This is a genomic window from Methylobacterium sp. W2 (assembly GCF_020662345.1).
Lineage (GTDB): Bacteria > Pseudomonadota > Alphaproteobacteria > Rhizobiales > Beijerinckiaceae > Methylobacterium.
This window is the reverse complement of sequence record NZ_VMOA01000046.1, coordinates 16,382-36,928: the sequence shown is the minus strand read 5'-3', so window position 1 is coordinate 36,928 and position 20,547 is coordinate 16,382. Positions and strand designations below refer to the sequence as shown.

General features: G+C 62.2%; 17 protein-coding genes. 10 read left to right on the top strand and 7 right to left on the bottom strand.

The window, feature by feature from the left end; genetic code table 11:
- Window positions 1–203: 203 nt before the first annotated feature.
- The gene (locus FPV16_RS21080; protein ID WP_227440317.1) at window positions 204–1,109 is read left to right on the top strand and encodes an SDR family oxidoreductase; all 906 of its coding nucleotides are present in this window, start codon (window positions 204–206) and stop codon (window positions 1,107–1,109) included.
- A 119-nt stretch (window positions 1,110–1,228) separates the two neighbouring features.
- On the opposite strand, the gene FPV16_RS21075 is transcribed toward FPV16_RS21080, so the two are convergent.
- Window positions 1,229–1,570, bottom strand: coding sequence for a DUF3140 domain-containing protein (locus FPV16_RS21075; RefSeq protein ID WP_227440316.1), 342 nt, complete (start codon window positions 1,568–1,570; stop codon window positions 1,229–1,231).
- A 440-nt stretch (window positions 1,571–2,010) separates the two neighbouring features.
- Here FPV16_RS21075 and FPV16_RS21070 point away from each other — a divergent pair, with 440 nt between their 5' ends.
- The 6 genes from FPV16_RS21070 (at window position 2,011) to FPV16_RS21045 (ending at window position 7,217) form a co-directional block, all read left to right on the top strand.
- Entirely contained in the window at window positions 2,011–2,244 is a 234-nt protein-coding gene (locus FPV16_RS21070) for a hypothetical protein (RefSeq protein ID WP_227440315.1), read from the top strand.
- Window positions 2,245–2,383: 139 nt separating this feature from the next.
- Window positions 2,384–3,202 (top strand): cytochrome b/b6 domain-containing protein, encoded by an 819-nt coding sequence (locus tag FPV16_RS21065; RefSeq protein ID WP_227440327.1) that lies wholly within the window; start codon window positions 2,384–2,386, stop codon window positions 3,200–3,202.
- Entirely contained in the window at window positions 3,199–4,122 is a 924-nt protein-coding gene (locus FPV16_RS21060; protein WP_227440314.1) for a molybdopterin-dependent oxidoreductase, read from the top strand. Before FPV16_RS21065 ends, FPV16_RS21060 begins: the two co-directional genes overlap by 4 nt.
- A gap of 273 nt (window positions 4,123–4,395) precedes the next feature.
- On the top strand, window positions 4,396–5,184 hold the full coding sequence (locus tag FPV16_RS21055) for an alpha/beta fold hydrolase (RefSeq protein WP_227440313.1): 789 nt from the start codon (window positions 4,396–4,398) through the stop codon (window positions 5,182–5,184).
- 326 nt (window positions 5,185–5,510) lie between these two features.
- Window positions 5,511–6,593 (top strand): catalase family protein, encoded by a 1,083-nt coding sequence (locus tag FPV16_RS21050; protein WP_227440312.1) that lies wholly within the window; start codon window positions 5,511–5,513, stop codon window positions 6,591–6,593.
- Between the two features lie 54 nt (window positions 6,594–6,647).
- The gene (locus FPV16_RS21045; RefSeq protein WP_227440311.1) at window positions 6,648–7,217 is read left to right on the top strand and encodes a type 1 glutamine amidotransferase domain-containing protein; all 570 of its coding nucleotides are present in this window, start codon (window positions 6,648–6,650) and stop codon (window positions 7,215–7,217) included.
- A 111-nt stretch (window positions 7,218–7,328) separates the two neighbouring features.
- Here FPV16_RS21045 and FPV16_RS21040 read toward each other — a convergent pair whose 3' ends face one another.
- From FPV16_RS21040 to FPV16_RS21015, 6 genes are all read right to left on the bottom strand, one after another.
- Window positions 7,329–7,742, bottom strand: coding sequence for an ester cyclase (locus tag FPV16_RS21040; RefSeq protein ID WP_092046899.1), 414 nt, complete (start codon window positions 7,740–7,742; stop codon window positions 7,329–7,331).
- Between the two features lie 213 nt (window positions 7,743–7,955).
- A complete protein-coding gene (locus FPV16_RS21035) occupies window positions 7,956–9,035 on the bottom strand; it encodes a molybdopterin-dependent oxidoreductase (RefSeq protein WP_227440310.1) in 1,080 nt (359 codons plus the stop codon).
- A gap of 381 nt (window positions 9,036–9,416) precedes the next feature.
- Window positions 9,417–10,301 (bottom strand): PD-(D/E)XK motif protein, encoded by an 885-nt coding sequence (locus FPV16_RS21030; protein WP_227440309.1) that lies wholly within the window; start codon window positions 10,299–10,301, stop codon window positions 9,417–9,419.
- Window positions 10,302–10,402: 101 nt separating this feature from the next.
- Entirely contained in the window at window positions 10,403–12,508 is a 2,106-nt protein-coding gene (locus FPV16_RS21025; RefSeq protein WP_227440308.1) for a Z1 domain-containing protein, read from the bottom strand.
- Between the two features lie 237 nt (window positions 12,509–12,745).
- The gene (locus FPV16_RS21020; RefSeq protein WP_227440307.1) at window positions 12,746–14,299 is read right to left on the bottom strand and encodes an ATP-binding protein; all 1,554 of its coding nucleotides are present in this window, start codon (window positions 14,297–14,299) and stop codon (window positions 12,746–12,748) included.
- Window positions 14,292–15,668, bottom strand: coding sequence for a DNA cytosine methyltransferase (locus tag FPV16_RS21015; protein WP_227440325.1), 1,377 nt, complete (start codon window positions 15,666–15,668; stop codon window positions 14,292–14,294). Before FPV16_RS21015 ends, FPV16_RS21020 begins: the two co-directional genes overlap by 8 nt.
- A 274-nt stretch (window positions 15,669–15,942) precedes the next feature.
- Between FPV16_RS21015 and FPV16_RS21010 the strand changes: the two genes are divergently transcribed.
- From FPV16_RS21010 to FPV16_RS21000, 3 genes are all read left to right on the top strand, one after another.
- Entirely contained in the window at window positions 15,943–17,241 is a 1,299-nt protein-coding gene (locus FPV16_RS21010; protein ID WP_227440306.1) for a GIY-YIG nuclease family protein, read from the top strand.
- Between the two features lie 279 nt (window positions 17,242–17,520).
- Entirely contained in the window at window positions 17,521–18,066 is a 546-nt protein-coding gene (locus FPV16_RS21005) for a recombinase family protein (RefSeq protein ID WP_227440305.1), read from the top strand.
- 774 nt (window positions 18,067–18,840) lie between these two features.
- The gene (locus FPV16_RS21000) at window positions 18,841–20,376 is read left to right on the top strand and encodes an HNH endonuclease (protein ID WP_227440304.1); all 1,536 of its coding nucleotides are present in this window, start codon (window positions 18,841–18,843) and stop codon (window positions 20,374–20,376) included.
- Window positions 20,377–20,547 lie beyond the last annotated feature (171 nt).

Genomic DNA, 20,547 nt, shown 5'->3' with positions numbered 1-20,547 from the left:
GGTCGGCGCGGGCGACGGGGTTGTGAGCGGGAGTGATCTCGGCCGGGGCGCCGACGGTCGGAAACGCCGGGGTGACCATTGCCCGCGGTCGTGGACGGGAACGCGCCTCGTTTGAATGGGATTTAGACAGCGACCGAGCCCGATAAAGTTCGCGCCGGCCGCGGCCATGGCCCGGCATGGATCACCCTCCCCAGGATATATTGATGACAGACGCACGGAACCATCGCGTGGCGATGCAGGACCCCCGCACCCAGTATCCGCAGCCACCGTTCAAGCGTCAGCCGCAGGAGGCACCGGGCCTCGCCGGAGCGATGGACCCGAAGCCCGACCACGGCGAGACGAGCTATGTCGGCCACGGTCGCCTCGCCGGCCGCAGGGCCCTGGTGACCGGCGCCGACAGCGGCGTCGGTCGGGCCGCAGCCATCGCCTTCGCCCGAGAAGGGGCGGATGTCGCCCTGAGCTTCGTCGAGGCCGAGATGCCGGACGCGCGCGAGGTGGCCAAGCTGATCGAGGCCGAGGGTCGCAAGGCGATCCTGCTGCCCGGTGACATCACCGACAAGGCGTTCTGCGAGACCCTGGTGCACAAGGCCGTGGTCGAACTCGGCGGCCTCGACATCCTGGTGAACAACGCCGGCAAGCAGACCAACCAGACGGATATCGGCGACATCACGGACGAGCAGTTCGACCGGACGCTGAAGACCAATCTCTACGCGATGTTCTGGATCACCAAGGTGGCGATGCCGCTGCTCCCGGCGGGTGCGTCGATCATCAACACGGCATCCGTGGTGGCCTACAACCCGCCCAAGATCCTGGTCGACTACGCGACCACGAAGGCCGGCATCATCGCGTTCACGAAGGCGCTGGCCAAGCAGTCCATCGAGAAGGGCATCCGGGTGAACGCGGTGGCGCCGGGACCGTTCTGGACCGCGCTGCAGCCGTCAGGCGGCCAGCCGCAGGAGGCGGTCGAGAAGTTCGGGTCGGAGGTGCCGTTGGGTCGACCGGGGCAGCCGGTGGAGCTCGCGCCAATCTATGTTTTCCTAGCTTCCCAGGAGGCGAGTTTCGTGACCGGCGAGGTCTACGGCGCCACCGGCGGCAACGGCACCGCATAGGTCACGTCACGCCCGACGGATTAGGTGATCCATCTGGAATGAACGACGCGCTACCCTGGGCGGCAGAGACCGACCCAGGGGGTTGCCGTCGGGGACGAGCCATCGCTCCCCGCTCCCGTTCACTTCAAGGGGTCGTGCCCCCAATTCATCAGCGACAGCCGCCAGGGCGAGTCCTTCACCTCATCCTTGTCCTTCGGGCCACCCTGCTTGAGGTGCCGATGGACGTAACCGACGACCTTGCGCATGTGGTCGTAGTCGTCATCCGACAGGTCGGCCTTCTTAGCGTTCAGGATCTCGACGATTCGACGGCCTTCCTGGTGGCCGGTCGCCTCGCCGCCGTCCTTCTTCTGGCCGACGGACCGGCTGTCGTCGCCCTTCAGGTGCTTCTCCAACGCCGAGGCCGTCATGTTCACGACCTCCTTGAACTCCCTGTAGGTCGCCTCGCGGTCCTCCTTGGCCATTCGTGAACTCCTGATCGACGGACGATGGTTGCGACCGCCCCGCAACTAGGTCGGTGCCAGGCATGAACGCACCGGACGTCGAGTCGGGTCCCGGTCGTAGACGACAGCTGGAGTCTCCAAGCCGTAGGGTCGGGGCAGGGAGCCCTATGGACAGTCCTCTGCTTGGATGACCGCACCGTTCATCAGGAGTTGAGCACATCGAATTCCGCCGTCGCGCACGCATGGGGTGTCGGACCTGAAACTTTCGGCAGTCCGGTCCCGTAACGATGCGCGAGAACGGAATCGCGCCCAGGCCACAGGCCTTGATTTGAGTGCGCGATACCTACTGCCTATCCATCATAGTATAGAAAATAATCTCCCCGTTTCTTAAGGAACAACGATACAATCATGCCGTTGTCCCGTGGGTTGGATAAGATGTTCACCTGTACAGGAGATATTGCATGAAGACGTTCACCCTTGCGCTGACCGCACTGACCGCCCTTGGCGGCATCGCCCTCGCTTCAGGTTCGGCAAGCGCCGCGCCGATGTCCGCTAACGGCATGCAGACCGAGAGCGGCGTCACCCAGGTCCGCATGATGCAGGGCGACCGGATGATGATGAAGAAGCGCATGATGCGGAAGCAGATGATGAAGCGCCGCATGATGAAGAAGCGGATGATGAACCGCGGGATGTGATCCCAGGCGCCTTGCGCTTCCGGAGGTCCCGATGCGGGGCCTCCGCCCCGGTGGCCATGAGTTCGAGGACGACCGTTTGGCTCGAACCTACCTCACCAGATCCGCTCCCGAGACCGGCGAGGTCGAGCGCCGCCGTTGGATGTTCCGGCACCCCGTCGTCATCCGCGTCACGCACTGGGTCAACGCGGTCTGCCTCCTGGTGCTGCTGATGAGCGGCCTGCAGATCTTCAACGCCCATCCGGCCCTGTACTGGGGCAAGGTCTCGACCTTCGACACCCCGCTGATGGCGATGTCCTCCAGCGAGGACGATCCGCCGAAAGGCGTCACGAACGTCCTCGGGCACACCTTCGACACCACCGGCTGGCTCGGCTCGTCGCCGGGCGCCGACGGCGAGGCGGCCGACCGCGGCTTCCCGGCCTGGGCCACCCTGCCGAGCGACCAGGACCTCACCGGCGGCCGTTCCTGGCATTTCTTCTTCGCCTGGGCCTTCGTCCTGAACGGCATCGCCTACCTGCTCTATGGTCTGGTCAGCGGGCAGTTGCGATTCCGTGTGATCCCGTCCCGTGACCAGATCCGGCATTTCGGGGCCTCGATTTGGGAGCACCTGACGCTGCGCTTCCCCCAAGGAGACGAGGCCAAGCGCTACAACGTCATCCAGAAGCTCACCTACCTCATCGTGCTGTTCGTGCTCCTGCCGGTGCAGGTGCTGGCTGGGCTCGCGATGTCGCCGGCGATGAACGCGGCCTTTCCCTTCCTTCTGACGCTCTTCGATGGACGCCAGTCTGCCCGCACGGTCCACTTCGTCGTGGCGAGCCTGCTGGTCCTGTTCGTGGTCGTGCACGTCGCCCTGGTCCTGCTGTCGGGCTTCCGGAACAACATGCGCGGCATGCTCACCGGCTGGTTCGTGATCGAGCGCAAGGTCGAGCCGGCCGTCCCTGCCGGAGAGCCCCGGGCATGAGCCGCTCACCCAACCGACGCGCCCTCCTGGTGGGGGCTTCCGCCACGGCCGCGGCGGCCATGCTCGGAGGCTGCGACCGCCTGGGCAACACGGAGTGGTTCCGGCGAACGCTGAAGACCGGCGAGGACGCCAACATGTTCGTCCAGCGCCTGCTCCTGGGCGAGGCGACGCCGGCACCGGAATACGCCGAGGCCGACATCTCGCCTTGGTTCAAGCCGAACGGCACCGAGGATCCGCCGGACAGGGACTACAAGGCCCTCGCGAAGGCCAAGTTCGCCAAATACCACCTGGTGGTCGACGGGCTCGTGGAGGCGCCCTTCAAGCTGTCCCTGGGCGAGCTCCGCAAGCTTCCCGCCCGCACCCAGATCACCCGGCACGATTGTGTCGAGGGCTGGAGCGCTATCGGCAAGTGGACTGGGGTGCCGCTCGCCGACCTTTTGTCCCGGGCCAAGCTCAAGCCAGAGGCGCGCTACGTGGTGTTCCACTGCGCCGACACCATGGATCAGGGCAATTCGCTCGAAGGCGGAGGAGATGGTGAGGGGACCGACGAGGTACCCGCCGGCAACGCCAATCCGAGCATGACCAAGCAATCGGGCAGCGGCGAGAGCAGGAAGGACTCCGGCGGACAGCAGGCGTCGGAGGACACCGCGGCCAGCGGCGGATCACCTGTCAGGTACTACGAGAGCATCGACTTGGTCGACGCGTTCCACCCGCAGACGATCCTCGCTTACGACATGAACGGCCAGGCATTACCTATCTCGAACGGCGCCCCGCTTCGCCTGCGGGTGGAACGCAACCTCGGCTACAAGCAGGCGAAGTACGTGATGCGAATCGAGGTGGTCGAGAGCTTCGCCCACATCGGCGGGGGCAAGGGCGGCTACTGGGAGGACCAGGGCTACGCCTGGTACGCCGGCATCTGAGTTGGCGCGGAGGTTACGTCCACGTCTCTGCGAGCATTGAAGGCCCAGCTCTCTCGTGGTGAACTTTGGCAGGATCTTCCCGGTGACGTCCGGCGCTTGCAAGACTGCGGAGTAGGGTCGGCCCCGCGCGGTGTAGCTGGCTGTCAGACCAGCGACGCAACCTCGAAGTGTCCGATACGAGCGCCCACGGACCTGACTGGCACGCCCGGCCTGACGAAATCTGCGACGGACCAATGTTCGGACTGCAGCGCGAACATTAAGGACAATGCCGTCATGTTCCTACATTCCGAACGCCTCGGCACGGGGCGGCCGCTACTGATGGTCCACGGGCTAGGGGCCAATCTCCGTACCTGGGATCCGCTCTTGTCCGCATTACGCGGCTCGCGCGAACTGATCTTGGTCGACCTGCCGGGACATGGCAGATCGGCCCCACTCGCGGGCCGGCAGACGGTTGAGGCCTATGCGGACGCCCTTGCCGCCTTCGTGCAGTCTCAAGGCCTGACGACAGCGGACCTTGTCGGCAGTTCGGTGGGGGGCCGGCTGGTCCTGGAGCTGACGCGGCGGGGCATCGGTCGGCACTGCGTGGCGCTTGATCCCGGCGGTTTCTGGCGCGGGTGGGAAACACGCTGGTTACACTGGACGCTCGCAGCATCAATACGCCTGGTGCGATTGCTGCGGCCCTTCCATCCCGGCCTGTCGCGCCACGCCGTCACCCGTACGCTGCTGCTGGCCCAACTGTCAGCCCGTCCGTGGCTGCTGCCACCGCAGCTTGTCGTAGAGGAGCTGCAGAGCCTGGCGGCCACACCGGTTTTCGATTCGATGCTGCGTGAGCTGGCACGCGGGCCCTTGCAGCAGGGCTCGGCGAAGACCCCCGGCCTTGTCACCATAGGCTGGGGCCGCCAAGACCACCTGCTGCTGCCGCGCCAGGCTGCACGCGCCCGGGCAGCATTCCCGTCGGCCCGTCTGTACTGGTTCGAGCGCTGCGGCCACTTCCCGCATTGGGATCAGCCTGCCGAGACGGCGCGCGTGATCCTTGAAACGGTTGGGAAGGATGCGCCTTGAAATGGCTTGTCGCACACCCGAGCCCACGGGTCGTCCACGGGTCGTCGCATCTCGGCCGAGCTTGCCGCCTCCGCTCTGGAGCCGGTCCATGGTCCGTTCTTCCATTGCCGCGAAAACGATGCAGCGCTTGAAAGCCGACTTATAGCGCCGCCGAACTCAGGCAGGCTTACGACGGGCGCGAAGCCGTCCTGGGTCGGGAACGGCCCCCGGCCCCCTCGGTTTTCGGAACGATATTCCGTTTCCAATCCAATACGTCGATCCCCGAATCCGCTGCGCTCTTTCCTGCCGCGGCCCGCTTCCACTCCCCGATCCCCGTGAGGAAAAGCATGACTTACCTTCGATACGCACCCGAGATCGAGAAGCCCGATTCGGACGAGCAGAAGACGATTGACGGCATCATCAAGGGAATGACGCAGCAATCGGAGACGGTCGAGGCACGCGAGCACCATGCCGTGCGCGCCAGCCACGCCAAGAGTTCGGCTTGCGTTACTGGCGAATTGACGATTGCAACTGGCTTGCCGCTCGAACTGGCCCAGGGGTTGTTCGCCACCCCTGGCACCCATCCCGTGGCGGTGCGTTTCGCGCAGGGGCCAGGCGAGACCTTGGGCGACCGCGTGTCGACCCACCGCGGCATGTCCATCAAGGTGTTCGACGTGCCCGGCGAGATGCTGCCCGGCCACGCTGTCGACACCCAGGATTTCGTCCTTGCGACGGGCACCACCTTCCCATCGGGAACGGCGGCCGGCTTTCTGCGGGACGGCACCGTCATCGGCAAGTCGACCGGCTTGCCGGAGGGGGTGAAGAGCGCCGTCTCGTCAACGATGCGCAACCTCAACCGGGCGCTGCATGCGTTCGGGACGGAGAGCGCGCTGGCCGACTTCTTCGGCCATCCCTACAGCCACCCGCTGGCCGACAGCTACTTCAGCCAGGCACCTGTCCGCTACGGTGACTACGTGGCCAAGCTCGGGGCCGTGCCGTCGACGGACAGCCAGCGTGCCCTGTCCGAGTGGCGTCTCGACCCGCACCAAGACGAGGACGGCTTCCGGCACGCCACCGTCGCGTTCTTCCGGGAGAACGAGGTGGTGTTCGAGCTGAAGGCGCAGCTTTGGGCGGATGCCGAGCGGCAGCCCATCGAGGACGCCTCGGTCGACTGGCCGGTCTCGGTCAGCCCCTACCGCACGGTGGCGACGCTGCGCCTGCCGCGTCAGGACGCCTACTCGCCGGATCGGGTGCGCTACTTCGACGAGGTGATGACCTTCCGCCCGGCGCACAGCCTCGCGGCGCACCAGCCGCTCGGTTCGGTGATGCGGGCGCGCCTCCTGGTCTACCGGGCGCTGAGCGACTTCCGCCACCGCGAGAACGGCGTGGCGGCCGAGGATTCCGCCGGCATCGACCGCATCCCGGCGTGAGGAACGGCGCGAACGGCGCCTCCGTTGAATGACGACATTCAGAAGGATGATGACATGAGCTTGCAAGGCAAGAAGATCGCGATCCTGATCGCACCGCGCGGCACCGAGGAGCCGGAGTTCGCCAAGCCGCATGAGGCGGTGAAGCAGGCCGGGGCGACCGTGACGGTCATCGGTCTGGAGGCCGGCGAGGCCGAGACGGTCAACAACGACCTCGATCCCGCCGGTCGCTACAAGGTGGACAGGACCATCGATGGGGCATCGGCCGCGGACTACGACGGGCTCGTCATCCCCGGCGGTTGCGTCGGCGCCGACAAGCTCCGGGCGAGCAAGGACGTCGTGGCGTTCGTCCGGGACTTCTTCGCCGCGGGTAAGCCGGTCGGAGTCATCTGCCACGGTCCCTGGACGCTGATCGAGGCGGACGTCGTGAAGGGCCGGACGCTGACCTCCTACCCCACGGTTCGCCGCGACATCGAGAACGCCGGCGGCACCTGGGTCGACGAGGAGGTCGTCTGCGACAAGGGGCTGGTCACCAGCCGTACCCCAAAGGATCTGCCAGCCTTCTGCGCCAAGATTGTCGAGGAGTTCGCGGAGGGCCGCCATCCCGACCAGGCCCGGAGCGCCTGAGGAGTCGGGCAGCTAGCGGTTGGTTCTTAAGCGTCCGGGGCGGTCCAGGGGCCGCCCCGGGTCAGGCCTTGACGACGTCCCTTGGCTGGGACGTCCTCGCGGAGGCTTCCATTATCCCTCGATGGCGCCGATCTGCTTGAGGATGCCGAGTTCGTCGGAGGAACCCCACCGCTCGACCATCTTGCCGTCGACGAAGCGGCCGATCTGCATGCCGCGGACCTTGATGGCCTTCCCGGTCGGCTTGTGGCCGTTGAAGTCGCCCTGGTGAGTGCCGGTGAGCGTGTAGGCGAAGGCGACGCTGTCCCCCTCGGCGACGAGCTTCTTCACCTCGACCTGCATGTCGGGAAAGGCGGAGCGAAGCTGCGTGAAAAACATCTGGTATCCCTCGGGACCCATGTGCTGGCCCGGCGCCGGGTCGTGATCGTGGCAATCCGGGGCGACGACCTCGGGGAAGGCTTCGAACCGGCCGCCGTTAACGAGCTCGCCGAATTTCTCGGTGGCTTGGACGCTGGTCTCACGGGACATGGAGTTCCTTGCAGTTTGGGGGCGGCGACACGGCGCCGGGTATCTCGACGCACGGGAAACTCCCGCCAAGGTCGGACGTTGCCTGTGCCGCGCACGACAGGGTCGGAATGACCGCCGGGCGTCACGTCGGATCGTGGCGGGATGCCGGGTCGGCCGCTGTGTGGGACGTCGTCCACGAGGGCGGAGGTAGGCGATAGGCCAGGTCGCCTGTCCCTAGACGACGTTCACCCGTACCCGATGCCAGCAGGCGCATAGGTAGCCCTTGTGGTTCCAGATCTCGTTCGACGTTGCCGGCTGCGTTTGGCCCGCTTCGTCCCAGGCGCGCACGGCGAGTTCATGCTCGCCCGTAGGCAAGTCGAGGTTTGTGCTCCAGAACGTCCAGGCGAACGGAGCGTCCGCCTCGTGTTCGAGCTCGGCCTGTACCCAGGACCGGCCGCCGTTCCCGGAGACGTCGACGCGTACGACGGCCCGATCCCCGCTCACCGCGTAGCCGCGGACCCTATTACCCCCTGACTTGAGGGTTGCCCCAGCCCCGGGCTCGCAGATCGCGGCGTTCAGCGGCATCGTATCGATGGTGTACCCCTTGGCCGGATCGGCGGCCTCGGCGGTCACGTCCGCCGGATACAGCTTGTAGTCGCCGGCCTGAATCGGGTTGTCCGAGGGGTGGTCCTGGACGCTTAGGCGCCGGAGCCATTTTGGGCTGCGTACGCCGGCGAAGCCCGGCACCACCGCGCGAACCGGAAAGCCATGCTCGGGGAGCAAGGCTTCACCGTTCATGGCGTAGGCCAGCAGGGTCTCGGGGGCCATGGCTTTGGCGAGCGGGATCGAGGCGCCGTAGGGACGGCCTTCCACCATGTCGTAGCTCTCGAAGGCGACATGGTGGCCCACATGCTCGGCGACCCCCGCCTCGCGCAGGACGTCGCCGAGACGCACCCCGGTCCATTCGGCGGTGCCGATGGCTCCGGCATCCCACGGGTCGCCCGAGACCGGTGCGACCGCCCGCATGTCGGCGCGGCGATTGCCAGCGCACTGCATCGTGGCCGTGACCGTGGCTTCCGGGAAGCGGATTCGCAGATCGGATAGCGACAACTCAAGCGCGGTGCTGGTGCCGCCATCGATAGTTAAGTGCCAGGCTGCCTCGTCGAGGTCCGGCAGGTTGCCGTGCGAGCGGACGTAGAAATCCTTCGCCGGCGTCCGGTAGGAGGCCCGCAATCGGTCGAGGGGCGGTTCGGCGTTGTAGGGTTGGTCGCCGTGGACGGTCAGGTGTGCCTTGCGCTCGGTCAGACTCGACATCGGGGCTCCCGTCCCAGTGGGGTTACGGGAGTGAACGCGTCGGCGGCGGCAAGGCTCAACCGGCGATGCAGGGGCCAGACCGGCGGCGGCACGGCATCATCGCTCTGTTTGGTCGAGCCTTCACCAAGCGTCGCAAATACCTGCCAGGACCGACCTATTCCGTGCCGTTTCTCGTGCCCTGCCGGAAAAAAGCCGAGTCCCGCCCAGGGGATGAATGGTTTGCACGGACCGTTATGAGCGCGTCGCCGGAGTGCACATTCCTATAAGGATTGGACTAAATCTGCCCTTTATGGCTCGAAAGTACGCGCTTATTCGGGCTCAATCGTTGCCGTTTCGTTGCCGCATATCCTACTAGCTAGCGCAAGCTACGACCGTGCGGCATCAGAATTGGAACGGCGTGAGCGATTCCAAAGCTGTTCCTGCAAGTAGCGAGGCGGACACTGTTGGAGTAAGCGAGACGTCCGATATGAATCTCAGACCTGCCACCCCGCTGGGCAAGTCGCCGCGGATCGCTGGTATCTCGCGTAGATTGAACCACTGTAGGCTGGCACGACAGATCTGTTCGTCAAATGTTGCATCAAGCGCATGTGTAAGCCCAGCCCCCATCGTGGCAGCGACCGTCTCGCGCAACCTAATGGCTGCAAGGGGGGCTCCTTCTAGACGATCTTCCACACGGTTCATAAGCTCCCGTACGGTCAAGCCGCCACCGGCAGGCACAACCCTCATCGAAGCCACGAGGGCGGCTCCAGCGGGCGGATGGCACTGCTCCCAGGAGAAAGAGTGGAGCCTTAACTGCTTCGACGTTGCCTTCACCTCCACGCGAGCATCATTAGCGCTGAAGTCGAAGATGTCAGCGGGCGATACCCTCCATGAACAGATAGCCCCCACTGGATCCTTGGCGAGCAGCAACAGCATCAACTCACCAATCAACCCCGTCACGCTTTCACTTGTGGATCGGGCGAGCGACGAGAAAATAGCAGCCAGACGAATGACCGCTTGAGCAGTGGCCATCATGGAAGGTGTCGGTCCAAGCAGTTGCAAGAAGCTTCTTGCTGACTCAGCGAATAATGGCAGGGCATCCGGATCGGCTGTGCATTCGAGGATGCTCGCGCGCCTCTGCTGCGGCTCGCCCGCCTCGACTACCACCGAGCAAGAGACATCAAATGCAGCGGTCAAGCCGGTCAGCCGTATATCCTTGGGGCGAGGCCCGACTGCACTGGTTTGCAATAGCAGGCCCGGACAGCGAGACTGTGAAAGCACAGCCATATGTCCACCGCTACCTGGAATGGGCAGCGCCGAGTAGGTCGCGCCTTGCGTGATCCCCTGCGCAGCCAATCGGGCGTAGAGGCTACGCAGCGTCCCCTCACTCAAGAGCTTGCGCCAGTAGGGGCTGCTTGTGCAGCCTGAGCCTGGAGAACAAGCGACCGAACGGCGCCTGAAGATGGCAGTCTGATTGCAAGGAATGGGATGTCCTCCGCAACCACCCGCTTATCCTCCTTGATGCCTCGGGTCAGATTGAGACGATATACCTGTATGGTCACATATCGATCATCAGCGATCTCGCGATCACCAGGGTAGATGGAGCCTCGGGCTGACAAAGGCTTTACAGGAGCCTCACCTTGGAAGAATTGCTTGACCCGGCTCGCAGGGTTGATCCCACGTTCACGCCGTTCTCCGGGACTCATCAGCACGACGATTGCCATAGTGTCGCTGTCCTCCTCAAGCATATGCGCGAGTTGGGCATGTAAACCTGTCCACTTGTCGAGTTCGCTGGGGTCTCGTAGGCGGAAAGTGGACGTGAGTTCGTTCATGACTTCCCGCAGCGGCAGCGGTTCGGTGACCCTGTGCTTTTGGATGGTGGTTCGGCGGGGATCCCCATCATCATCATAGAACTCATGGGAGCCGACGAAGGCTTCCACTACCTCGCGGTTGTGAGCCTCGAATCCCCCCCCACCGAGGAAGGCCTGTGTCGCGACCCAGCCCGTCGGGTCAGCGAGACTGCGCGTGTAAGGGTCCTGAAGGACGTTGTCGCGGCAGGGCTTCAAGGTAGGGTCTAAGACGAACTTACGGGGCCAGTCTTGAAGAGGCTCTTGCTCGTCCCTGATACGGATCAGCTCGTCTCGCATAAATTCCTCATGCTCGACATAGTCCCCGAACGCAAAGCTAACGCCCTGCTCGAGGAAGACGCGACAATAGCCCAAGTAACGCTGTTTGTAGCCAAAGAACCTAGCGCGCTGCTGAAGCGAGTCCGCATTGCCCCCCCCAAGCCCGCGCGGCATATAGGTAACGGTCAGGCCCTCAACCGTGAAGCCACGGTCCATGGCTTGGCCTCCTATCAAGATCCATGGATAGCGCTGGCTCCAGTCAATTATGACCGCCTGTCCCGTCCGGCGGTTTACCTCTTTAATCTCGGTGTCATTGAAGGCCACCCGAAAGCGCAACTTAACGTCGTCGAACGGGGGCATCCCAGGGCCGACTGTGTCGGCGAGGTCGTCGTAGGCATCACGGAAGGTTTCAGCTAGATCGGCCGCCCCACGGGGATCACTATCGCTTTTGCTGAATACCGACCGCCATTCCTGGAAGAGGTCGTTGATCCAGTTCCGGTACGTCAGGTGGTCGGCAGTTTCCCGAGATGGATGCACCAGCATCGACCTGTTGTCGCCATCTGTATCGCCGTGAACGTAGGCCGCTGCGACGCCAACCATGAAAAGGCGTAGAGCAGCCTCGAGAGTTGGTGGGATAGCGTCTATAGGCCCGGCAGCCGCTGGGATCTCAGACACGGGGATAACGCGGAGAATGCGCTCATGCTGCAAGGGCCGCGCCGGGAGTGGGGCACCAGCCGCTCGTCTCTGTCCTGGGCCGAAGAATGTGATCCCACCCGTGTACCCCATGCCGGGCTGAAGCACATCAACCCAACGAGCCGAGAGGCTATCAATGATGCTGATAAGCAGCGGCGCCTGCGGTGTTGCTGTGTATTGCAAGTACGTGTGGGATGGCAATGCTCCTCGAAGCTCCATAAGCCGAGCATAAGTTGTGCTCTTTCTCGCTTGCTGAAACTGCTTAGCTCGTGTGTTCAGGCTGACTTGGTCGGCTTCGTCGTCGATGACGAGTGCAGTCACCCCGGCCAGATCTAGCCTTTGCACCAGGCGCGTTAAGTTACGTAGATGCGTATGCTGCTTCATTACCGTGATGATAATAGTCTGTCTTTGCCGCGCAGGGACGAAAGGATCACGCCACTTGTCGAACAGGCCAACGATTCCTGGTGCGTCGGCTGGCTTAGGGTTGTGATACGGTGCCCAGGATCGCCGCCGCCCCAGGCCAATTCTTAGATCCTCACGAATGCGGTCTTGAGACTGCTTCGCAAGTTGTGTCGAAGATCCGGCGAGCACGATGATAAGCTGAAAGCCGTTGTCCCTCGCCATCGCAATGGCTGCTGTGAAGGACAGCGTCTTGCCGCTCTGGACATAGCCCACAACCAGCCCGGTGTCGGCGCCCTCTCGCCCAGGCGGAATCCCCCTCCCCAAAATTGCCCTAGTTGCCCCTGAGACGTTAGCCTGCGCCTCCGGGTTGTCAGGAAGCTTGTGAGCTAGAAGGCTAGTTAACTCCGGCCCACTGGGATCTGGGTCCCATCGCATATCCTCCGCAAGAGGCTGGGTTGCTGCATTGATCGTCACAGAAGTTATTGGGCTGGCGTCAGTCATTGACCGTCCCTAGAGGGAGGAAAACACGTCACGGAGAAGTTCGTTGGCTGTTCGCCGAACCGCTGAAGGATCGTCTCTTCTAAGGTTCCTGAGCAGCGCCTCGGCTATGCCCAGCGAGGCTGCGACGCGGACGAGTGCCTGCACCACTTCCGGCTCTCGTTGGGCAAACCGCGTCATGAAAGGATGCGCGCTTGACACCCATATCTCCAAGTGCCGCCCACCTAAGCCATGCCGGATCAACTCAGCATCGCGGACTTCCAGCCAATCACCCGCACCATCGTCATCAGAGATTCGTACGGCAACCGTCCACTGCGCGCCGCGAAACTCGAACGAGAATTCGGAATCCGCTAACAACGCAGGCGGCGACGGGGCCAATGCGGATACAAGAAGCTCAGTGGTTGCGGCGCGGTCCGCGGCGGGTGGCATTGCCGCGGCTAAGTGGCTGCGCATGTCGTTCGCCGTCGCCGAGATAGCGCTCATTGCACTACGCTGCATGGTTGAACGAGGCGCGTTCTGCCTGTGGCCTTCCGCCTGCCTCAACATTGGCAGCAAACCTTCGTCGATCTTACCGGCAAGGAGTTGGGCAAAATCGGCCTCATCGGCCCATCGGAACCCATCTTTCGTGTGACTGACCTCGAAGCCGTCAAGATGGAGCTCTCCGAACAGTCGCTGGTGGCTGTAGCTGTTCGGACTGCCGAAGACATCTGCGTGCTTCCACCCCTCGTCGCCGCTGCCCTGGATCAGCCTATTTCTCCGGAACAGGGCGAAGCCAGCCTCGGCGCCCTTCCCCTCACGACGCAGCGCGGCAAAGCCACGAACTGTTTGACCGCCGCCAAAATCTAGGTCGATGTCCTTCCGCCACAGGATCGGTGGGTCGGCGGGCGCGCGGTAATAGGGTGCATGGAGCACCTCAGGCTCCACGTAGGCAAGAGCAACACCGCCGACCTCCAGCGTCAAAGTCCCGTCCCTTAGAAAGCACCTGTAGATGTCTCTGAGGTGGTCGCGCACCTTACCGAGCGTCCTGCCGGCCAATGCCACATGCAGGTCCTCCAGGATGATCTCGGTAAAGTGGCTGCCTGCCTCCGCGGGGACCTCCTCGACAGAAACTTCCTCAATATCATCGGCGACGATCCGCTCAATGTCGAACCGTACCGTGCGCTGCACCGGCTCTCCCAACGCACTTGTCCGAACATGCCAGCGTGATGCGAACCAACATGCGGCGCTCTTCATGCCCATGCCGAACTCACTCAGACCTGTTGCGTCTGGGGGGACCTCCGCCGGCCGAAAGGCGCGCTGGAAGTCTGCCGCACCGATCCCTGCAGCGTTGTCGCGAATGGAGATGCGGCCAGGCATGCCTGATTGAACGTCGATCCTAACAACGAGCCGCTGGCCAGAAGTAGCCGCTGCCAAGCGCTCACGATTCGCCAAGAAGCTCTGCAGCGCGTTGTCAACGAACTCGGCCAGGGCGAACCAAGCCTTATAGTTGAGATACCGCAGCGAGCCAAGGATTTTAGTCCCAGGACGAATGCTCACCTGACGAACGCCCGTACCATATTCAGGCATGGGCTAACGACCCAATTGACGCAGCCGCGGCAACCTTCAGCATGTCAAGGTCAGCACTCACCAACGAGTTGGCGATCTCGCACACTACGGTCACGTTCACCGCGTTGCCAAGCGCCTTGAAGGCCGCGCTCTTAGTCCCGGGGAGATGCTTGAGTTCGCCCATACTTTGAAGGCGGCTACATTCCCGCTCGGTCATGAAGCGCCGCTCCCAGGCGACGACAGGCACTTGACTGGTCGTCATGGCAACGAGCGACGGTGCCCGGCGGGTGGACTTCACACGGATCCCGGAAGCACGGAACTGGATCACCTTGCTCCAGATGTCTCGCTCCTCATTCTTGCAGTTCCACTCAAGCTTCTGGAAGCTCGAGGCGAAGCACGCGATGCGCGGCATCCAAGCATCAATAAGTCGCTTGTTTCTTTGATAAAAAGCTCGGTTTTTCCGGATAAACTCAACCTTCCATCCTGGGAAGTGGCTTACCTCCTCGCGGGCGTAGGATGGAAGCGCCGCCGCAACTTCATCCGCTAACATCCAGGCGAGGCTGTGTCCAAGCGAGCCGCAATGCTTGCCTAGGCCTTTGAATCCCATCGAGTACGGAGTGTCGTTCTCGTAGGGGTAGGTTGCACCCCATTCCATCGCCCACATCGGCCAACTCGGAAGCGGCTCGTCGGCGGGCAGCGCCGTGATAAGGGCCTGCCAGGTCTCAAGGTAGGCGACGAAGGACATATCGAGGTAGCGAGCCTCCTGGGGCTCTGTATCTAGGACACTTCGGATGGATAGGTCCCTTGGAGCCTCGCCATGTGGCCACAAAAAGCCACCTAAGGTTTCGAGGCGCCCAACGATGAAGCACCGCTCTCGGGTCTGCGGCACGCCGAACATGTCTGGCGAGAGCCGGTCCTCCGACACGTCGTAGCCTGAATCGACGAGTTGGTCGCGAATTTGGCGCCAGGTCTCGCCCCCGCGGTGGCGCATGAGGTTCGGCACATTCTCCATAATGAGGAGTCGCGGGCGATGATGGCGCAAAATGGCGACGATGTACCCGACGAGGTCACCGTACTGCGGGCAGCTCAAACCGAGTTGGTCGCCTGCCTTCGAGAAGTTCTGGCAAGGGAATCCGGCGCATAGCACATCATGCGCGGGCACATCTTCAGGCCGAACACTGCGGATATCACCGTGGGGGCGGATCCCGAAGTTCTTCTCGTAGAGCGCTGCGAGAGGCTCGTCCGCCTCGCAGGCGAAGACGCACTCGTGGCCTAGTGAGGCAAGAGCCTGGTGGAAGCCGCCGAGGCCAGCGAAGAGATCAATGAAGCGTAGCGGCTCGCGCGGCAGGAGCTCCTCGCCGTCAGTACGATCCGTCGGGTCTAAATGCATCACGGGATTTGCGCTTGACAAGGTCCGATTACTCTTGGCTGAAACGCGCTGCCGGATCACTGCTCACGCCTGTCAAAAACTGTGCACCAAAAGTCATTTGAAGCTATGCTGCGCTCACTTCCAGGGGGTACGAGCCCAAATCGACCAACAACTTGTGCGCTAGGCGTGCATCGCTGCATTTTCGCAACGGCATCAGCCTTGAAAACTCTGCCACGGTGGCAGGCGTCGACTCATGGGTAAGGCCAAAGGCACCATTCCAGATTAAGAGGCCGAAATGCAGGCTCAGGGTGCTATGTCGATCTCTCGTACAGAGAGCTGGAGCGACGAGGAGTTTGCGGCGGCGGTGGCTGCCTACAGCGAGATGCTGAAAGCGCAAGACACAGGCCAATCAGTCGAGCGAGCCGCAATCCGGCGCCGACTGTTAGAGGGGGCTCTTTTCCGTAGGACGGAAGCATCCATTGAATATCGCATGAGGAATATCTCGGCGGTGCTCGAACTTCAGGGGAAGCCATACCTCTCAGGCTACTCCCCTGCGCGCCATGTCGGTGTCCGGGGGACAAGAATTATCGCAGGCCTGCTTGAAGGCATTGCCCAACAAAAGGATGGCGAGCAGCCGCCGGCCATTGCAAAGCGCAGCATCCCGCGCGTGTTTATCACGGGGATGTGGGGCTTCGACCCGGCCCAGGAGGGCTACGTCGGCTTCACGAATGTTAAGACGCGGGACCGCCTCGTTGCGGATTTTGAGGCCGGCGATTTCATGCTGATTGTAGGCCAGAAGGGCAAAATCAGCGATAAAAATGATGTCGGGCGGTTGCTCGGCATTGTTGAACTCGCGCCCGAACCGGTGCTTGAGCCTGAGCGAATGAGCCCAGCGCATTATAAGGAGAAGGTTGCTCAGCACGGCGCAGAGCGGTGGCAATTCGCGCTGCCCATCAAGCGTGCGTGGGTCATGGGCCGTGAAATTAAGGCCAGCGCAATTCTTCCTCAAAGTTACTCTCGCAACGTCGCTCGTGCAGTTGGAGCCGGCTACCGTATACTCACACCTGACGAATCAGCGAGAGTAATGAACCTGCCAGTCCGGGCTGTCGGGGTTTGGGGTGAGCCTAACTGGAAGCCAGAGCAGCAGAATACCGGCGGCGAGGCTAGCTTTGCCGCCTCTATCTCGCGTGGCCCGAACCCATGGTTCGGCAGCACCCAGGTCCACCGTATTGACGGCGAGACTAAACTTTATCTCATGCAACTTGTTGGAAACGTCGATGCTTTGTTCCCAAGGCTTAAGCCTACTATCTCGCAACGAGCAGTCATTAAGATTGGCCGATCAAGCGACCCGAGGCGACGCGAAGAGGAACTCAACTGCGGCTTTCCTCCCGCCGCTGAAGTAAGATGGAAGCTGCGCCATGCGCAGCCATTCAAAGACGCTAATGATGCGCATGCTGCTGAGCAGCAGCTACTCCAAGATCTCGATAGTCGTAAATGCAGTATCGGCAAGGAGTTTGCGGTCATCCCTGTTAAAGAGCTTGACACCCTGCTAGCCGCGTATGCGGGACCATCAGCCTTTCATATTCAGGCTTAATAGGCGGTGCGAAGCGATCTCGGCCTCGTACCGTTTATGAAGCGATGAATCATCATTAAATCTCTGAGACAGCAACAAGATTCAAGTTTCTGTTTTGCAACTCCCTCGAGTTACGCTTGATAATGCGATGAGAGGCGACAAGTGTGCGCTTGCCCCTGTAGCCTCAAGGTGTACCCTGCTGTGACGTAACATAGCCTACGTTGGTCGTCGTAACATCTAGGTTGACACCGGCTATTTGTGACAACGTAGCTTCGGGCCTAAAGCTTGAGGTTACACACGATGGCCCGCATCGGTTACGCTCGCGTCAGCACCCTCGATCAGGACCTCGACGGGCAGGTCGCCCGGCTGAAGGCCGAAGGCTGTGGTATCATTCGTTCGGAGAAAGTCTCAGGCGGCAGCCGTGACGGTCGAGCCGAACTGGCGACTGTGCTCGAGTTTCTACGGCCGGGCGACGAACTCGTGGTCACTCGCCTCGACCGGCTCGGCCGCGATACCCGGGACGTCCTGAACCTCATTCACGAGGCCGAGCAGCGCGGCGCCCACGTCACCGTGCTCGACCCGCACGTCTCGACCCGAGGCGAAATGGGCCACGTGGTTCTGACGGTGCTCGGCATGGTCGCCCAAATGGAACGGCGGTTCATCAAAGAGCGCCAGCGCGAAGGCATCGAGCGCGCGAAGGGCAGTGGCGTGTATGCCGGCGGCAAGCGACGCTTTGACTACGACCGGATTAGGGCAATGTCGTCGGCGGGCGATGGGGCCGCAACGATTGCCGCTGCCTTGGGCTGCTCCCGCATGCAGGTGTATCGCGTCCTAAGGGAACTCTAACTGGCAGGGTGTAACAGGCTATCCCTATGTCCCTCATGGGTGAATTCCTGTTAGTCGAGTTTCAGATTTGAAAATCCTAATAGCGAATGCTGGCACTGCGAACTGCGCTCGGCAGTCTCCCACCTTCAACCAACTTTCCTGCTTGATTGTGGTGCATTTTCCCCGGGGCGCCTCGGGCGGCCGGAGTAACGCGTAGGGGCGCCGACCTTGCGAACGCGCGCGGTGGAGGTAGTCGAGATGAGGCGCCTCGGCCTCTTTCGTCTGCGGTTTCCGGTAGGCACCCCTTCAGGCCCCCCGAGTGCGGCGAGAATATCGGGTGCCGTCAGCGAGTCCTTGCCCGACGTCGCGATGGCCTTGGCCGCTCTCATTGCGACGCGAGCAGTGACGCCGCCGGCTCAAACGAACGCGGGTCGAAATCTGATGTCCCCGCAATCCCGCCCCAGGCCTCACGGGCCTCGGCGCGCCTCTCGCACGACGGTATCCGCCCGACTTTGCGGCCGGACACGCGCAGGAGCCTGCGCAGCCGCTTCACCTCCTCCATCTCCCACCTGTTCGCCTACTGCAGCTTCGCAGCTGCGAACTCGATCTCCTGCACCGTCAGCATCGGCACCACACCGCAACACACCCAAGGTGATCTTGACGGAACGGGATCGAGGAGCGATTTCGTGTGCTATTGCAGGCTTGGCTGGCCATGGAGAGCCGCGATGCTGAGCGCTATAAAAGTCTTCCCTGCCGAATGGGCCTAGGCGTCCAGGAAATGTGTGTCTCTTTGCCATGGCCGTGAAAACGTCGAACTCCTTCGCGGCGCCCAATCCACACGACGAACTCAACGTCTATGAGGCTGCTGAACTCGTTACGATGTCGCCCACCCTCATTAGGTGGTTGTCTAGCTACGCTCCTAAGCAGGGGATCAGCCGAAAACTGCCCGTCCGCAAGGATGGCGACCGTATCTTCGTTAAGCGTGGAGATCTGGTCGACTTCGATAATTGGCTAAGGCTACCCTGGCCCGCCCAGCCTGGGAAACGTCCGCCTCTTCCCACTGGTATCAAAGCCGAAATCCGCGAGGAGGCGAGCGGCGAGTGCGCCATCTGTTTGAAGAATAGCAACTCGTGTGAGGCAGCTCACATCGATTCAGTCGCAAAGACAAAGAGCAACCACCCCGAAAACCTCATTTGGCTTTGCGCGAACCATCACACCAAATTCGATCATGGTGGTTTCGGCCCCAGCAATGACGCGAAGGAATTCGTCGCCAGTTACAAGCACTGCCTAACCCATTTTCGCCGGACTCTGTGGCAATTGCAGGGAGATGTCACAGGTCGCCTGTTCACGATCCTGAAGGTTTGCGACAACCTGAAAGCTCAGCTTGCCGTGGCGAAGGCGCCGGATCAGGTCGAGGCCGTTCGAATACTTGCGGAGAAAACTATCCAGCGGGTCGGACAGATGGCGCCGACCTCGAGGGAAGATCCAGATTACGAGGCCTTCCAGGCGATGAAGCCGGAGTTCGAAGTTCTGGCGAAACGCTCGACCTCAGCAGAAAACGTTGGCGCCACGCTCAATTTTATCAGCAATATCAGGGAGGAGTTCGCCCGCCAGGCCGGGTATCAGGACTGCCCGCTTTGCAGCGGATCTGGTCGCCACAAGCATGTCGACTGTCCTGCCTGCGGCGGGGATGGTGAGATGACGAAAGCTCAACTCCGCTCTCTTGACCTCGACTGTTTTAGGGAAGTTTCTTGTCCGCTCTGCGAGGGGGCGCGGAAGTTCAAGGGTGAAGACTGTCCAGCATGCGACGGAAATGGCGAGATGGAGCTTCGGTTCGTCGAGCAAGTCGACGTCTCCGAATGGGGCGATGAAAGCTGTCCACTTTGCGACGATGCACGTTACTGGAAGGGGGAGACCTGCCCAGTTTGTAACGGCGACGGCACGCTCGAACGACGTTTCCGCGACCGAATCGACTTGCGGGACTACGAGGACGTCGATTGCCCTCTTTGCGATGGAAGCGGCCGCTTAAGGGGTGACGATTGCCCTGAATGTCATGGCGACCGCCAAATCGAGCGCCGCTTCGCCGATCAGATTGATCTGTCGAAATACATAACCGTTCCGTGCCCGCTCTGTGAGGGAAGTCGCAGATGGGACGGTGAGGAATGCCGCGCGTGTGGCGGAGAGGGCGAAATGGACCGGGAGCAAGCCGACCGGATCGACCTTGGCGACTACAAAATGGTAACCTGCCCATTGTGCGAGGGGAACGGCCAATGGTGCCAAACCTGTGACGGGCAGGGGAAGGTGCCTCGGTGGGTAGCTGACCGAATCTGACCACCCAACATTCGGACGACGGCGCATTTTGTTTGGGAGGCCCTGCAGCGACTGGACGTAACGGCGCGGGATATAATCTCGTGTTATCATGACGTACGGAGTCGCAATGCCCGTCCTACGGCCGCAACTTGCCCCCGAAGCTCTTGCAGGAATTCCTAGGCCAGGCCTATG

Excerpts from the sequence above, each read along its gene's own strand:
- FPV16_RS21010 (WP_227440306.1), top strand. The coding sequence starts at position 15,943 with ATGCAGGCTCAGGGTGCTATGTCGATCTCTCGTACAGAGAGCTGGAGC.
- FPV16_RS21050 (WP_227440312.1), top strand. The coding sequence starts at position 5,511 with ATGACTTACCTTCGATACGCACCCGAGATCGAGAAGCCCGATTCGGAC.
- FPV16_RS21070 (WP_227440315.1), top strand. The coding sequence starts at position 2,011 with ATGAAGACGTTCACCCTTGCGCTGACCGCACTGACCGCCCTTGGCGGC.
- FPV16_RS21045 (WP_227440311.1), top strand. The coding sequence starts at position 6,648 with ATGAGCTTGCAAGGCAAGAAGATCGCGATCCTGATCGCACCGCGCGGC.
- FPV16_RS21030 (WP_227440309.1), bottom strand. The coding sequence starts at position 10,301 with ATGGCTGTGCTTTCACAGTCTCGCTGTCCGGGCCTGCTATTGCAAACC.
- FPV16_RS21005 (WP_227440305.1), top strand. The coding sequence starts at position 17,521 with ATGGCCCGCATCGGTTACGCTCGCGTCAGCACCCTCGATCAGGACCTC.
- FPV16_RS21000 (WP_227440304.1), top strand. The coding sequence starts at position 18,841 with ATGGCCGTGAAAACGTCGAACTCCTTCGCGGCGCCCAATCCACACGAC.
- FPV16_RS21055 (WP_227440313.1), top strand. The coding sequence starts at position 4,396 with ATGTTCCTACATTCCGAACGCCTCGGCACGGGGCGGCCGCTACTGATG.
- FPV16_RS21060 (WP_227440314.1), top strand. The coding sequence starts at position 3,199 with ATGAGCCGCTCACCCAACCGACGCGCCCTCCTGGTGGGGGCTTCCGCC.
- FPV16_RS21080 (WP_227440317.1), top strand. The coding sequence starts at position 204 with ATGACAGACGCACGGAACCATCGCGTGGCGATGCAGGACCCCCGCACC.
- FPV16_RS21075 (WP_227440316.1), bottom strand. The coding sequence starts at position 1,570 with ATGGCCAAGGAGGACCGCGAGGCGACCTACAGGGAGTTCAAGGAGGTC.
- FPV16_RS21065 (WP_227440327.1), top strand. The coding sequence starts at position 2,384 with ATGTTCCGGCACCCCGTCGTCATCCGCGTCACGCACTGGGTCAACGCG.
- FPV16_RS21035 (WP_227440310.1), bottom strand. The coding sequence starts at position 9,035 with ATGTCGAGTCTGACCGAGCGCAAGGCACACCTGACCGTCCACGGCGAC.
- FPV16_RS21015 (WP_227440325.1), bottom strand. The coding sequence starts at position 15,668 with ATGCATTTAGACCCGACGGATCGTACTGACGGCGAGGAGCTCCTGCCG.
- FPV16_RS21020 (WP_227440307.1), bottom strand. The coding sequence starts at position 14,299 with ATGCCTGAATATGGTACGGGCGTTCGTCAGGTGAGCATTCGTCCTGGG.
- FPV16_RS21040 (WP_092046899.1), bottom strand. The coding sequence starts at position 7,742 with ATGTCCCGTGAGACCAGCGTCCAAGCCACCGAGAAATTCGGCGAGCTC.